The organism is Amycolatopsis palatopharyngis (assembly GCF_003385185.1).
Taxonomy (GTDB): Bacteria; Actinomycetota; Actinomycetes; order Mycobacteriales; family Pseudonocardiaceae; genus Amycolatopsis; species Amycolatopsis palatopharyngis.
The window spans coordinates 165,695-178,577 of record NZ_PQHZ01000006.1 but is presented as its reverse complement, the minus strand read 5'-3'; the positions used below and the strand labels follow the sequence as shown (position 1 = coordinate 178,577).

Annotated in this window: 13 protein-coding genes; 8 read left to right on the top strand and 5 right to left on the bottom strand. The window is 68.2% G+C overall.

Going from position 1 to position 12,883, the window contains the following annotated elements; all coding sequences use genetic code 11:
- Positions 1 to 4: 4 nt before the first annotated feature.
- The 4 genes from D0C15_RS06850 to D0C15_RS06835 are packed head-to-tail and all read right to left on the bottom strand — an operon-like array spanning position 5 to position 3,727.
- Positions 5 to 1,027: an NAD-dependent epimerase/dehydratase family protein gene (locus tag D0C15_RS06850; RefSeq protein WP_116041852.1), complete on the bottom strand. Its 1,023-nt coding sequence runs from the start codon at positions 1,025 to 1,027 to the stop codon at positions 5 to 7.
- A gap of 5 nt (positions 1,028 to 1,032) precedes the next feature.
- On the bottom strand, positions 1,033 to 1,701 hold the full coding sequence (locus D0C15_RS06845) for a PIG-L deacetylase family protein (RefSeq protein WP_116041801.1): 669 nt from the start codon (positions 1,699 to 1,701) through the stop codon (positions 1,033 to 1,035).
- Complete coding sequence (locus D0C15_RS06840; RefSeq protein WP_116041800.1) at positions 1,701 to 2,495, bottom strand: sugar phosphate nucleotidyltransferase; 795 nt, start codon at positions 2,493 to 2,495, stop codon at positions 1,701 to 1,703. The genes D0C15_RS06845 and D0C15_RS06840 overlap by 1 nt, the downstream gene beginning before the upstream one ends.
- On the bottom strand, positions 2,492 to 3,727 hold the full coding sequence (locus D0C15_RS06835) for a class I SAM-dependent methyltransferase (RefSeq protein WP_116041799.1): 1,236 nt from the start codon (positions 3,725 to 3,727) through the stop codon (positions 2,492 to 2,494). Before D0C15_RS06835 ends, D0C15_RS06840 begins: the two co-directional genes overlap by 4 nt.
- Before the next feature lie 208 nt (positions 3,728 to 3,935).
- Between D0C15_RS06835 and D0C15_RS06830 the strand changes: the two genes are divergently transcribed.
- From D0C15_RS06830 to D0C15_RS06815, 4 genes are read left to right on the top strand one after another with little or no spacing between them, the layout of a single operon-like run.
- Positions 3,936 to 4,943 carry a metal ABC transporter solute-binding protein, Zn/Mn family gene (locus D0C15_RS06830; RefSeq protein WP_116041798.1) on the top strand — a complete coding sequence of 336 codons (1,008 nt, stop codon included), beginning with the start codon at positions 3,936 to 3,938 and terminating at the stop codon, positions 4,941 to 4,943.
- Positions 4,940 to 5,704 (top strand): metal ABC transporter ATP-binding protein, encoded by a 765-nt coding sequence (locus D0C15_RS06825; RefSeq protein WP_116041797.1) that lies wholly within the window; start codon positions 4,940 to 4,942, stop codon positions 5,702 to 5,704. The genes D0C15_RS06830 and D0C15_RS06825 overlap by 4 nt, the downstream gene beginning before the upstream one ends.
- Positions 5,701 to 6,603, top strand: coding sequence for a metal ABC transporter permease (locus tag D0C15_RS06820; RefSeq protein ID WP_116041796.1), 903 nt, complete (start codon positions 5,701 to 5,703; stop codon positions 6,601 to 6,603). The genes D0C15_RS06825 and D0C15_RS06820 overlap by 4 nt, the downstream gene beginning before the upstream one ends.
- Positions 6,600 to 7,481 carry a metal ABC transporter permease gene (locus D0C15_RS06815; RefSeq protein WP_116041795.1) on the top strand — a complete coding sequence of 294 codons (882 nt, stop codon included), beginning with the start codon at positions 6,600 to 6,602 and terminating at the stop codon, positions 7,479 to 7,481. Before D0C15_RS06820 ends, D0C15_RS06815 begins: the two co-directional genes overlap by 4 nt.
- Positions 7,482 to 7,519: 38 nt before the next feature.
- On the opposite strand, the gene ddaH is transcribed toward D0C15_RS06815, so the two are convergent.
- Complete coding sequence (gene ddaH, locus D0C15_RS06810; protein WP_342768555.1) at positions 7,520 to 8,368, bottom strand: dimethylargininase; 849 nt, start codon at positions 8,366 to 8,368, stop codon at positions 7,520 to 7,522.
- A gap of 74 nt (positions 8,369 to 8,442) precedes the next feature.
- Between ddaH and D0C15_RS06805 the strand changes: the two genes are divergently transcribed.
- The 4 genes from D0C15_RS06805 (at position 8,443) to D0C15_RS06790 (ending at position 12,880) form a co-directional block, all read left to right on the top strand.
- Positions 8,443 to 8,889 carry an Lrp/AsnC family transcriptional regulator gene (locus D0C15_RS06805; protein WP_116041793.1) on the top strand — a complete coding sequence of 149 codons (447 nt, stop codon included), beginning with the start codon at positions 8,443 to 8,445 and terminating at the stop codon, positions 8,887 to 8,889.
- 36 nt (positions 8,890 to 8,925) lie between these two features.
- Complete coding sequence (locus D0C15_RS06800) at positions 8,926 to 9,720, top strand: enoyl-CoA hydratase (protein WP_116041792.1); 795 nt, start codon at positions 8,926 to 8,928, stop codon at positions 9,718 to 9,720.
- A gap of 132 nt (positions 9,721 to 9,852) precedes the next feature.
- Complete coding sequence (locus D0C15_RS06795; RefSeq protein WP_116041791.1) at positions 9,853 to 11,781, top strand: 2-oxoacid:acceptor oxidoreductase subunit alpha; 1,929 nt, start codon at positions 9,853 to 9,855, stop codon at positions 11,779 to 11,781.
- Positions 11,782 to 11,815: 34 nt separating this feature from the next.
- Positions 11,816 to 12,880: a 2-oxoacid:ferredoxin oxidoreductase subunit beta gene (locus D0C15_RS06790; RefSeq protein WP_116041790.1), complete on the top strand. Its 1,065-nt coding sequence runs from the start codon at positions 11,816 to 11,818 to the stop codon at positions 12,878 to 12,880.
- Positions 12,881 to 12,883 lie beyond the last annotated feature (3 nt).

Here is a 12,883-nt window from a genome sequence, read left to right as displayed (position 1 = left end):
TCCATCAGCTGTGTCGCAGCGTGTCGTCGACGACGTCTGCCTCGGTCCGGTTCTTCAGCCACGCCAGCCTGGTGAACCGCTGTTCGAATCCGTTCCTGGTGAGTCCGAACCGCTGATACGCCTCGGCCAGCTCCACCGCACCGTCCTTCACCGACCATGCGCAGTCGAAGCCGGCGACAGCACCGCGGAAACGTGAGAAGTCCACCCTGTACGAACGCGGGTCCGCACCGGCCTCCCCGGTGATCACCAGCCGCGAGCCGGGCACCGCCTCCACGACCTCGTCGGCGATCTGGGCGACCGTCAGGTTGTTGCGCTCGGTCCCGATGTTGAACGCCCGGTCGTGCAAGGACTCCTTGGGTGCGGTCAGCGCCGCCGCGAACGCGCGTGCGATGTCGGCGGCGTGCACCAGCGGCCGCCACGGCGTACCGTCCGACAACACCCGTACCTCGCCGGACAAACAGGCATGACCCACCAGGTTGTTCAGCACGATATCGGCCCGCAGACGGGGCGAGAACCCGAACGCGGTCGCGTTGCGCAGGAACACCGGGGTGAAGTCGTCGTCGGCCAGCTCGTGCAGATCGTCCTCGACCCGCACCTTCGACTCGGCATACGGGGTGACCGGTCGCAGTGGCGCGTCCTCGCCCACCAATCCAGCATCGCCGGAAGCGCCGTACACCGAACAGGTCGAGGCATACAGGAACCGGCGCACACCGGCGTCTTTGGCCAGACGCGCCAGGCGAACCGATGCGCTGTGGTTGATGTCGTAGGTCAGATCCGGAGCGAGCGCGCCGAGTGGATCATTGGACAGCGCGGCCAGGTGCACGACGGCGTCCACTCCGGACAGCTGCGTCGCGGTGACGTCGCGCAGGTCGACGCGGTGTCCCGGTGGATCCAGTGGTGCGTCACCGAGAACGCATTCGGCGAACAGCCCGGAATCGAGACCGGTGATGTCATGGCCCTCGGCAGCGAGCACGGGAGCCATTACCGTGCCCAGGTAACCCTGGTGCCCGGTCAGCAACACACGCATGGTCTTCATCCCTTCCTGGCGTGAAGCGCCGTTCCCAGATCGAGAACCGCCTTGGTCACGGAGAAGCCCTCCGCATAGTGCGCGTGGCATTCGATGCCCCGGATGCGCGCGAGTCCGAGGAACGCCTCTCGGTCGTACCAGGGACGGTGCCGCTGCGAGGGGTAGTGCTCCTGCAGCAGCCGCACCTTCTGCTCGGCTACCTCCGTGGTGAGCGGCTGGTAGGCGACGGGCCTGCCGAGGTCGCCGTCCCATTTGACGATCTCGTAGCCGAGCACGAGATGGTCCCGGAACGCGGTCGGCACCAGGGTGGCGAGGCCACGGTGATCCTGATGCGCGTCCTCGGTGCGTGGCGCGAGAACGAGATCCGGGTCCGTTCGTGACCGCAGTTCTTCCATGGCGTCCTTCGCCTCGTCCCAGTGGGCGGGCAGCCGTCCGTCCGGCAGTTTCAGCACGGTGAGTTCGAGGTCCGCGCCGGGACAGAAGGCGGCGAGCGCTGCGCGCTCCTCGTCCTCCCGCTCGGTTCCACCACCGGAGAGGACGAGTGCGTCGACCCGGATTCCGGGTACGGCCGAGCAGAGCGTGAGCAATGTGCCGCCCGCACCGATCGCGATGTCGTCACAGTGCGCGCCGAGCACGACGATGCTGTTCACCACGCCTGCCCGCAACCCGATCATCAGGCGCTCGCAGTGGCTGGGCGGTTCTCCCAGAGCGCCCACGGGCGTTCGCCCCGGGCATACCCCTCGTCCAACGCGTAGCGTTCCTTGACGGTGTCGGTCGGCTTCCAGAAGCCGCGGTACGGATAGGCGAGCAGCCGTCCGCGCTTCGCGAGTTCCCCGCAGCCGTCGGCCACAAGGTCACCGTTCTCCGGGATGTGGTCGAAGATCTCTTGGCGCAGCACGAAGTATCCGCCGTTCTCCCACAGCGGCATCTCGCTGACCGCGGTGATCGAACCGACCATTCCACCCTCGTCCATCTCCACACAGTGGAACGACGACTGCGGGGGGACGACCATCATCGAAGCACCCGCGTCCGAGTTCTCGAACCGCTCGATCATCTCGGCCAGCGGTGCGTCGGTGAGCACGTCGGCATAGTTGGCGAGAAACATTTCGTCGCCTTCGAGATGGTCACGCACCCGGCGCAGACGCTCGCCGATCGCGGACTCGATTCCGGTCTGGATGAACGAGATCGACCAGTCGGAGATGTCGGTGGACAGCAGCCGGGCCCTGCCACCGGAGAGGATGAAGTCGTTGGACGTCGTCTCCTCGTAGTTGAGGAAGAAGTCCTTGACGTGGTGGGCACCGTAGCCGAGGCAGAGCACGAACTCCGTGTGTCCGAAGTGCGCGTAGTAACGCATGACGTGCCAGATCAACGGGCGCGGTCCGACCATCTGCATCGGCTTCGGCACATCCGGCTGGGTGCCGCCACGCATCCGCATGCCGTAACCACCACAGAACAGGACAACTTTCATCTCTGGATCCCCACGATGTCGAGAGCCGGTATGGGAAAGACCAGCCTGCCGCCCCAATCGTGTACATAGGACAGTTGTTCGGTGATCTCGTCGCGCAGGTTCCACGGCAGCACGAGAACGTAGTCGGGCCGGTCAAGGGCGATCTGCTCGGTGGGAAGCACCGGAATCCGGGTTCCCGGAGTGAACCTGCCGTGCTTGTACGGGTTGCGATCGACGGTGTAGGCCAAGAGGTCGGGCCGGATCCCGCAGTGATTGAGCAGGGTGTTTCCCTTACCCGGGGCGCCGTAACCGACCACGGTCTCGCCACGTTCGGCGGCCGTGGTCAGGAACTGCAGCAGTTCCCTGCGCACTCGCGCCACCCGCGCCGCGAACTCGGTGTAGCCCGAGAGCTCGTGCAGCCCGGCGGCCTTCTCCTCCGCCAGCACATCCAGCATCCGCCCGCTCGGCTCGCCTGCCACCTCGTCGGGCCTGGCCCACAGCCGAATCGACCCGCCGTGCGTCGGGAGCAGTTCGACGTCCACAACGGACAGCCCGCCGAGCGCGAGTGCCCGGGTGGCGGAGTCGACGGTGTAGTACTGGAAGTGCTCGTGATAGATCGTGTCGTACTGGTTCTGCCGCACCAGCGTGAGCAGGTGCTGGACCTCGATGGACACCCAGCCACGGTCGCCGACCAGCGACCTGAGTCCGAGGGTGAAGCCGATGATGTCCGGGATGTGCGCGTAGACGTTGTTGGCCACCACGAGGTCTGCTGGCCCGTGCTCGGCACGCAGTGCCTCCCCGGTCTCCCTGTCGAGGAAGGCAGTCACCGTGGGCACTCCGGCGTCGCGTGCCGCCTGCCCGACGTTCACCGACGGTTCCACCCCTAGGCAACGGATTCGCTGTGCCGCGACGTGCTTCAGCAGATACCCATCGTTACTCGCGACCTCGACGACGAACGAATCCGCGCCGAGCTGGAGCCGTTGAACGGCTTCCGATACGAACTCCTGAGCGTGCCGCACCCAGGATGCCGAGTACGACGAGAAGTAGGCGTACTCGGTGAACGTCTCCTCCGGTGTGATCAACGGCGGAATCTGGGCGAGCCTGCAGTCGGCGCAGAGCCGCAGATGCAGCGGGTAGGTGACCTCCGGCTGCTCGAGATCCTCCGCGGTGAGGAAACGCTCGCATGGCGGGGTCGCCCCGAGATCGACGACGCTTGCCAGGTTCGTCGAACCGCAGAGTCTGCATGCTGTCATCAAGCCACTCCAGGGCTCGCCGAACGTGCGATGTGGTGCAACACCTGATTCGCCGCCCGCCGAAGGCTCGTTACACGGCCACGGCGAGCGACAGCGGACCGACTCCCAATCGAGACCTGGCGGGCACTCGGCACCCGACCAGCCTTGCGTACCAGTATTCGCTTGCCCGTATACTGAATTTCGGCGCAGCGAACTTTGGAGGTCGTCGATGGACACCGCGGACAGGCGGCACGGTGCCCGAGCCCGCCGCAGTGCGCGGAGGCGACAGGCGCTCTCGGTCGTCGCACTCTGCGCGACGGCAGTGCTGGTGCTGACCCTCGTCACCGTTCAGGCGGTGCGCTCGGCAAACGAAACGGCATCGGCGACGACCGGGAAGCCGAGGATCGTGACGACGACGAATTTCCTGGACGACACCGTGCGCCAGGTCGGCGGCCCGCACATCGAGACGGTGCGGCTCATGCCACCTGGCGTGGACCCGCACCTGTACCAGGCCAAGGCGAGTGACCTGCGCGAAATGCGCCAGGCCGACGCCGTCTTCGCGGTCGGGCTGTACCTCGAGGGCTCACTACAACGGACCCTCGAGGAGATCGGGCGATCGCGGCCGGTGTTGTTCGCCGGGGCCACCATTCCACGAGACCTGCTGCTCAGCCCGCCCGCCGACGCGGCGCCGGAAGAGGAGTACGACCCGCACGTGTGGTTCGACCCCGAACTGTGGGCCTACGTCGTGCAAGCGGTCACCGATCAGCTGGCGGAGCTCGATCCGAAACACGCCGCTGACTACCGGCACAGGGGCGAGCAGTACCGGTCACAGGTGCTCGCCCTCTCCGATGAGGTCCGCGCGGCCGTCGAGCAGATCCCCCCGGAGCACCGGCAGCTCGTCACCTCACACGACGCGTTCCGCTACTTCGGCAGGGCGTTCGGCATGAACGTCGTGGCGATCCAGGGGATCTCGACACAGTCCGAGGCGACGACAACCGATGTCGGCAGGGTCGCCGCGCGCATCGCCGGCAGCGGGGTCCCATCGGTGTTCGTGGAGACCAGCGTACCCCGGCAGATGCTCGACTCGGTGCTCGCGGCCGTACGGCAGCAGGGAAAGGAGGTCCGCATCGGTGGCGAGCTGTACTCCGATTCCGCGGGCGACGACGGCACACCGGAAGGGACCTACCTCGGCATGATCCGCGCGAACGCCGCCCAACTCGTTGCGGGGCTGACATGACGATGACGGCACAGGGGAAGGCGGACGCCGTATCGGCCCCGGCGCTGGCACTCACGGGAGTCAGCGCCTCCTACGGGGGCCGGACGGTGCTTGACGACGTCACCCTGGAGATTCCGGCGGGCCTGCTGACCGCGGTGGTCGGGCCGAATGGCGCGGGCAAGTCGACGCTGGTCAAGGCCGCGCTCGGGTTGATGCCAGCGGTCCGCGGCCGGGTGCGCCTGCTCGGTGAACCGCTGAAACAGGTCCGCCGCAGGGTGGCCTACGTGCCGCAGCAGGACACCGTCGCCCAGGACTTTCCCATCACGGCAGTCGAGGTCGTGGAAATGGGCCGCTTCCCCCACCGTGGCTGGCTGCGCCGCCTCACTAAACACGATGACGCGCTCGTCGCGGCGGCGATGGACGAGGTCGGCGTCCTCGACCTCGCGAAACAGCCGATCGACGAACTCTCCGGCGGCCAGCGTCAGCGGGTGTTCCTGGCCCGCGCCCTCGCCCAGCAGGCGGACCTGGTCATCCTCGACGAGCCGTTCACCGCCGTGGACGCACGCACCGAGTCGGCGTTGCTGGACGTGCTGAGCGGTCTCTGCGAGCAGGGGCGCTCGGTCGTCGCCGTGCACCACGACCTGCGCATCGTGCAGGAACGCTTCGACCACGCGATCCTGCTGTCCGGCACCGTGGTCGCCGACGGACCTGCCCGGTCCGTCGTGACCCCGGCGAACCTCGAGCGCGCGTTCGGCCTCACGCCGCTCTTCCTGCGCACATGATCGGCACCTTGCTGGAGTGGCTGCCACTGTCCTATCCCGACGCGGTGGTCGTCGTCGGGACGGCGGTCGTCGGTTTCGTGGCCGGCGCCCTCGGCCCGCTGGTGGTACTGCGCAGGCGGAGCATGTTCGGCGACGCGATGAGCCACGGCACCCTGCCGGGTATCGCCGTCGCCTTCCTGGTGACCGGGACGAAGGCTCCGGAGGCACTGCTCGTCGGTGCGGCGGTGGCCGCCGCCCTGGCCGCGTTCCTGATGATCGGGCTGGAGCGCGTCGGTCGGATGCGTTCGGACGCGGCGATCGGCGTCGTGCTGTCCATCTCCCTCTCGCTGGGCATCGTGCTGTTGACCCATATCGCGGGCAGCGGCAACAGCGAGCAGTCCGGGCTTAACTACTACCTGCTCGGCCAGGCCGCCGGGATGGTCGAACGGGACATCGTGATCGCACTGGTTCTCGGCCTGTTCGCCCTCGCCGTCGTGACGATCGGCTTCCGCGTGCTGCGCTCGGCGACGTTCGATCCCGGCTTCAGCGCGGTCGCCGGAGTCCCCACGTGGGCGGTCGACGCCGCGAGCACCGGTCTGCTCGCACTGGCCGTGGTGCTCGGCGTCCGCACGGTCGGCGCGATCCTCATGGTGGCCCTGTTGGTGGCCCCCGTGGTGGCGGCGCGACAGCTCACCACCAGGCTGAGCGGACTGGTCCCGCTGTCCGGCGTGCTCGGCGCGCTGTGCGGTGTCATCGGCGGGGTCGTCTCCGGCAGGGCCGAACTGCCCGCGGGTCCGGTCATCGTGTTGCTGGCGACCCTGATCGCCCTGCTGTCGATCGTGTTCGCGCCACGGCGCGGGGTGCTCGCCAGGGCTCGCAGGCGCAGGGAGTCCCCCGCGAGGGAGGTCGCGTCCACATGATCTTCACCGCGGACGACCTGATGATCATCCTCATCGCCGGGCTGCTGTCGACGGCGTGCGCGCTACTGGGCACCTTCCTCGTCCTGCGCCGCCAGGCCCTGCTGCCGGACGCCGTCAGTCACGCCGTGCTGCCGGGGATCGTGGCGGTCTTCCTGCTCACCGGGGAACGAACGTCGCCGGTGACCGTTCTCGGCGCCACCGCGTTCGGCGTCGCATGCGTCGCGGCCTTCGAGTGGATCCGGCGCACGGCGATCGTCGGCTCGGACGCCGCGCTTGTGCTGGTCTTTCCCGCGCTCTTCTCGCTGGGCATTCTGGGGATCGGGCAGTTCGCGTCCGGGGCGCACATCGACCTCGACTCGGCGATCTACGGCGACATCACGTTCGCGCCGCTGCGCACGATGGACCTGGCGGGCGTGGCGGTGCCCACGTCGCTGGTGATCACCGGGGCCGCCGCCGCACTGACCGTGCTGCTCGTCGTGCTGTTGTGGCGGCCGTTGCAGGCGAGCACGTTCGATCCCGACTTCGCCGAACTCGGCGGCCTGCGCGGCCGCGCGGTCGGGCAGATCCTGCTGGTGGCGGTCGCGGCCCTCGCCGTGGTCGCGTTCGACAGTGTGGGCGCGATCCTGGTGATCACGTTCTTCGTCGTACCCGCCTCCACCGCGCGCCTGCTGGTCAACCGGGTTCCCGCGATGCTGGTGGCGGCCGTGGCCGTCGGCTGGGTCAGCTCCCTGGCCGGGCATCGCGCCGCGGTGCAGTTCGACACGTCGATCCCAGGCATGATCGGCCTCAGCAGCGCCGTGGTGTTCCTGCTGGCCCTGCTGCTCGCGCCGCGCCGGGGCCTCGCCTGGCGAGCCCTCCGCCGCCTCCGCGCCGCCTGACTCGCGCTTTCCCGGGAAAGTGCGAACTGGGGCAGGGGTTACTTGCGGATCTCCAGGGTGCAGCACTTGGGGCCGCCGCCGGCCTTGCGCAGCTCGGAGATGTCGACGAGGACCGGCTCGTATCCCTTCTCGGCGAGGCGGGCGGCCAGTGCGGTGGCCTCGACGGGCAGGACCACGTTGCGGCCGTCGGACACCCCGTTGAGCCCGAGGCAGGAGGCATCCGCCTCGTCGGCGAGCACCGCGTCGGGGAACAGCCTGGACAGCACGCGGCGAGATCCCGGCGAGAAGGCCCCCGGGTAGTAGGCGACCTGTGCGGGCGCGGAGTCGGTCGCCTCCGCGAGGACGAACAGCGCCGTGTCGAGGTGGTAGTACCGCGGGTCGGTCAGTCGCAGCGACACCACCGGGACCCCGAGCGCCTCCTGCGCCTCGGCGTGCGCCTCGGGATCGGTGCGGAAGCCGGTTCCGGCGAGCAGAAACCGCCCGGTCCAGGCGAAGTCGCCCTCCGCCTCATTGATCTTGGTTGGCATGGTCACGTCGCGGTAGCCGTGTTCGACGAACCAGCGGCGGAAGTGCTCTGCCTCGGCCGCGCGCTCCGGTGCCCGGAAGCGGGAGCCGAGCACGTGGGAGTCGATGACCGTGCCGGAGTTGGCCGCGAACACCATGTCCGGCAGGCCGGGCTGCGGCTCGATCTCGTCCACGGTGTGCCCGAAGCTCGAGTAGGCGTCGCGCAGGCGGGTCCACTGGGCGAGGGCGAGTTCGCGGTCCACCGGCTGGGTGGGGTCCATCCAGGGATTGATCACGTAGTCGACGGCGAAGTACCGCGGCGGGCACATGAGGTAGTGGCGAGGCGTGGGCACACGAACGTCCGAAGATACGAGAGCCGTCATGATTCGAAATGTATGAGACCTGATCTGTGCAAGCAATCTCTGTCTCTTGCGCACCCACGTGCTAAACATTGCGTGTGAACGCAATCGACCAGAGAATCATTTCGTGCCTCGTGGCCAACGCCCGCTCCAGCTACGCGGAGATCGGCAAGGTGGTCGGCCTGTCGGCCCCGGCAGTGAAGCGACGGGTCGACCGGCTACTGGACGCGGGAGTGTTGCGCGGGTTCACCGCGGTGGTCGATCCGGAGGCGCTCGGCTGGGGAACGGAGGCGTTCGTCGAGGTCCACTGCCAGGGAAACGTCGCCCCCGCCCGGATCAGGGCCCGGCTGGAACCGCTCACTGAGGTGGTGGCCGCCTACACCGTCTCCGGCGCCGCCGACGCCATCGTGCACCTGCGGGCCGCGGACATCCACCACCTGGAGACCGCGCTCGAGCGGTTGCGCGGACTGGAGATCATCGACCGCACGGTTTCGACCGTCGTGCTCTCCACCCTGCTCGAGCGACCTCCGAATCCGCAGGCCTGACGCCGGCCCCGAGTGGAGATGGGCCACGATGGGCCGATGACCGAACGCATCCTCAGCGAGCACTCCGGCGGCGTCGCGGTGATCACCGTGGACGCCCCGGACCGGCGCAACGCGCTCACCCTCGACCTGTCCGCGCAGCTCACCGAGGCCGTTGCCGCCGCGGAACGCGACGACGAGTGCCGTGCGGTGATCATCACCGGCACTCCGCCCGCCTTCTGTGCCGGAGCGGACCTGAGCGCGCTCGGCGAGGCGAAAGAGGAAGGCCTGCGGGCCATCTACGAGGGTTTCCTCTCCGTGGCACGCTGCACACTGCCGACGATCGCCGCGATCGGTGGCGCCGCCGTCGGAGCCGGGCTCAACCTGGCACTGGCCGCCGACGTGCGTCTCGCCGGCCCGCGAGCCCGGTTCGACGCGCGCTTCCTGCAACTCGGCCTGCACCCCGGCGGCGGGATGACCTGGATGCTGCAGCGCGCTGTCGGCGGCCAGCAGGCCACGGCGATGACGCTGCTCGGCGAGATTCTCGACGCCAGCGCCGCCGAACGGGCGGGACTGGTACTGCGGGTGGTCGAAGGAGACCACGACCGGCTGCTGGCGGCCGCAAGGGAACTCGCGCGGCCCGCCGCTGAGGCACCGCGCGATCTGGTCACGACGATCAAGGCCTCGATGCGCACGACCCGGGAATTGCGCAAACACGCGGATGCCGTGGACACCGAGCTGGCGCCACAGTTGGTTTCACTCGACTCGCCGGAGTTCACCGCACGGCTGGCCGAGCTGCGATCTCGCATCAGTGGAGACGATTCCGGCGGACGGAGGCCAGGCTCACAGCGGTGAACACAGGGCTGACTGTTACCATGAGTTACAGGTAAGCCGGGTCACACCGCCGCACGCGCGGGAAAAACAGCACGTAATCTCGAGGTATGGGCAGTGGTGCGCCCAAGTCGGGAGAGAGGGATTCTCTGACCCATGAGCACGAGCGCTAACGGCAGCGGCAGCGGTGCACTGTCGGCCAGCCGCCCCACCGAAGTGAGCCAGCTGGATCGAGTGGTGATCCGGTTCGCAGGTGACTCCGGTGACGGCATGCAGCTGACCGGCGACCGATTCACCTCCGAAGCGGCGGCATTCGGCAACGATCTCTCCACGATGCCGAACTTCCCTGCGGAGATTCGGGCGCCACAGGGCACGATTCCCGGTGTCTCCTCATTCCAGGTCCACTTCGCCGACTACGACATCCTCACGCCCGGCGACCGGCCAGATGTGCTGGTCGCGATGAACCCCGCCGCGCTGAAGGCGAACGTCGCCGACGTCCCGCGCGGTGGAACGATCATCGTGAACACCGACGAGTTCACCAAGCGCAACAACGGCAAGGTCGGCTACGACAGCGATCCGCTCGAGGACGACTCGCTGTCGGCGTTCGAGGTGCACCGCGTCGCGATGTCGACGCTGACCAGGGGCGCACTGGAGGAGACCGGTCTTTCGAAGAAGGACGCGGAACGCGCGAAGAACATGTTCGCGCTCGGGCTGCTGTCCTGGATGTACCACCGGCCGACCGAGGGCACCGAGCGGTTCCTGCGGGAGAAGTTCGCGAAGAAGCCGGACATCGCCGAGGCCAACGTCCTGGCCTTCCGCGCGGGCTGGAACTACGGCGAGACCACCGAGTCCTTCGCGACGACGTTCGAGGTCGCGCCCGCCAAACTCGCAGCGGGAACCTACCGGCAGATCACCGGCAACGCCGCGCTCGCCTACGGCATCGTGGCCGCCGGCCAGCAGTCCGGCCTGCCGATCCTGCTCGGGACCTACCCGATCACCCCGGCCAGCGACGTGCTGCACGAGCTGTCCAAGCACAAGAACTTCGGCATCATGACGTTCCAGGCCGAGGACGAGATCGCCGGCATCGGCGCGGCGCTGGGCGCCAGCTACGGCGGCGCGCTCGGGGTCACCTCCACGTCCGGACCGGGCGTGGCCCTGAAGTCCGAGACGATCGGGCTCGGCGTGATGACCGAACTGCCGCTGGTCGTGATCGACGTGCAGCGTGGCGGCCCGTCCACCGGTCTGCCGACGAAGACCGAGCAGGCGGATCTGCTGCAGGCCATGTTCGGCCGCAACGGCGAGTCACCGGTGCCGATCGTCGCCCCGGCCACCCCTGGCGACTGTTTTGACATCGCACTGGAGGCCACGCGGATCGCGCTGGCCTACCGCACCCCGGTGCTGCTGCTTTCCGACGGGGCCATCGCCAACGGCTCCGAGCCGTGGCTGGTCCCGGACGCGAGTTCACTGCCGGACCTGCGCGTCCAGTTCGCCTCGGTTCCCAACGCGGCCGACGGCTCGGACGAGTTCTGGCCCTACGTCCGTGACCCGGAGACGCTGGCACGTGAGTGGGCGATTCCGGGAACGGCCGGGCTGCAGCACCGAATCGGTGGTCTGGAGAAGCAGGACGGCACGGGCAACATCTCCTACGATCCCGACAACCACGACAAGATGGTCCGGTTGCGCCAGGCCAAGATCGACGGCATCGACGTGCCGGACATCGAGGTCGACGACCCCAGCGGCGGGCAGGCGCGGGTACTGGCGCTGGGCTGGGGCTCCACCTACGGCCCGATCGGTGCCGCATGCCGTCGCGTACGCAAGGCCGGAATGCCGATCGCGCAGGCACATCTGCGCTACCTCAACCCTCTGCCGAAGAACCTGGGCGAGGTACTCGCGTCCTACGACACGGTCGTCGTGCCCGAGATGAACCTGGGGCAGCTGGCGATGCTGTTGCGGGCGAAGTTCCTCATCGACATCCACAGCTACACCAAGGTCGCCGGGTTGCCGTTCAAGGCCGAGGAACTGCAGGGCGTGTTCACCGACACGATCACCGGCGCGAGCAACCGCACCAAGGAGGCCACCGCATGATGGCCGACATTTCTTCTACCGAGGAGGGCGCGAAATGACCGCCACGGACCTCGGGCTCCCCGTTCTGGGCGGCCTGTCAGGCGTACCCACGACAGACGAGCCGCAGAAAGCCAAGGACTACAAGTCCGACCAGGAAGTGCGCTGGTGTCCCGGCTGCGGCGACTACGTCGTGCTCAACACGATCCAGTCGTTCCTGCCGAAGCTCGGCCTGAAGCGGGAGAACATCGTCTTCGTGTCCGGGATCGGCTGCTCCAGCCGCTTCCCGTACTACATGAACACCTACGGGATGCACTCGATCCACGGCCGCGCGCCGGCGATCGCAACCGGACTGGCCACCGCACGCTCCGATCTCAGCGTCTGGGTGGTCACCGGCGACGGGGACGCGCTGTCCATCGGCGGCAACCACCTGATCCACACACTGCGCCGGAACGTCAACCTCAAGATCCTGCTGTTCAACAACCGGATCTACGGGTTGACGAAGGGCCAGTACTCCCCGACGTCGGATCAGGGCATGGTCACCAAGTCCACGCCGATGGGCTCGGTGGACAACCCGTTCAATCCGGTCTCACTGGCGCTCGGTGCCGAGGCCACGTTCGTCGGCCGCGCGCTGGACTCCGACCGCAAGGGCCTGACCGAGGTGCTCACCGCCGCGGCCGAGCACCGGGGCAGCGCGCTGGTGGAGATCTACCAGAACTGCCCGATCTTCAACGACGGCGCGTTCGACGTCCTGAAGGATCCCGACGAGTCCGCCCAGCGGCTCATCCCGCTCCGGGCGGGGGAGCCGATCCAGTTCGGGCCGGAGGGCGAGTACGGCGTCACCCGCAGCCCGTGGGGTGGGCTCGAGGTCGCGAAGGTGTCCGAGATCGGGGTGGAGAACCTGGTGGTGCACGACCCGACCATCGACGACAGCGCGTACGCGTTCGCGCTGTCGCGGATCGGTGACCAGCACCTCAACCACACGCCCACCGGCATCTTCCGGCAGGTGCAGCGCCCGACCTATGACGACCAGGCCCGCGCCCAGGTCGAACAGGCACAGCAGGCCAAGGCCCCCGACCTCCAGGCGCTGCTGCGTGGCAAGGACACCTGGACGGTCGCCTGAGGA

What these genes read in the sequence shown, in the direction of transcription:
- D0C15_RS06800 (WP_116041792.1), top strand. Translation starts at nt 8,926, where the DNA reads ATGACCGAACGCATCCTCAGCGAGCACTCCGGCGGCGTCGCGGTGATC.
- ddaH (WP_342768555.1), bottom strand. Translation starts at nt 8,368, where the DNA reads ATGACGGCTCTCGTATCTTCGGACGTTCGTGTGCCCACGCCTCGCCAC.
- D0C15_RS06825 (WP_116041797.1), top strand. Translation starts at nt 4,940, where the DNA reads ATGACGATGACGGCACAGGGGAAGGCGGACGCCGTATCGGCCCCGGCG.
- D0C15_RS06815 (WP_116041795.1), top strand. Translation starts at nt 6,600, where the DNA reads ATGATCTTCACCGCGGACGACCTGATGATCATCCTCATCGCCGGGCTG.
- D0C15_RS06820 (WP_116041796.1), top strand. Translation starts at nt 5,701, where the DNA reads ATGATCGGCACCTTGCTGGAGTGGCTGCCACTGTCCTATCCCGACGCG.
- D0C15_RS06845 (WP_116041801.1), bottom strand. Translation starts at nt 1,701, where the DNA reads ATGATCGGGTTGCGGGCAGGCGTGGTGAACAGCATCGTCGTGCTCGGC.
- D0C15_RS06835 (WP_116041799.1), bottom strand. Translation starts at nt 3,727, where the DNA reads ATGACAGCATGCAGACTCTGCGGTTCGACGAACCTGGCAAGCGTCGTC.
- D0C15_RS06840 (WP_116041800.1), bottom strand. Translation starts at nt 2,495, where the DNA reads ATGAAAGTTGTCCTGTTCTGTGGTGGTTACGGCATGCGGATGCGTGGC.
- D0C15_RS06790 (WP_116041790.1), top strand. Translation starts at nt 11,816, where the DNA reads ATGACCGCCACGGACCTCGGGCTCCCCGTTCTGGGCGGCCTGTCAGGC.
- D0C15_RS06830 (WP_116041798.1), top strand. Translation starts at nt 3,936, where the DNA reads ATGGACACCGCGGACAGGCGGCACGGTGCCCGAGCCCGCCGCAGTGCG.
- D0C15_RS06850 (WP_116041852.1), bottom strand. Translation starts at nt 1,027, where the DNA reads ATGCGTGTGTTGCTGACCGGGCACCAGGGTTACCTGGGCACGGTAATG.
- D0C15_RS06795 (WP_116041791.1), top strand. Translation starts at nt 9,853, where the DNA reads ATGAGCACGAGCGCTAACGGCAGCGGCAGCGGTGCACTGTCGGCCAGC.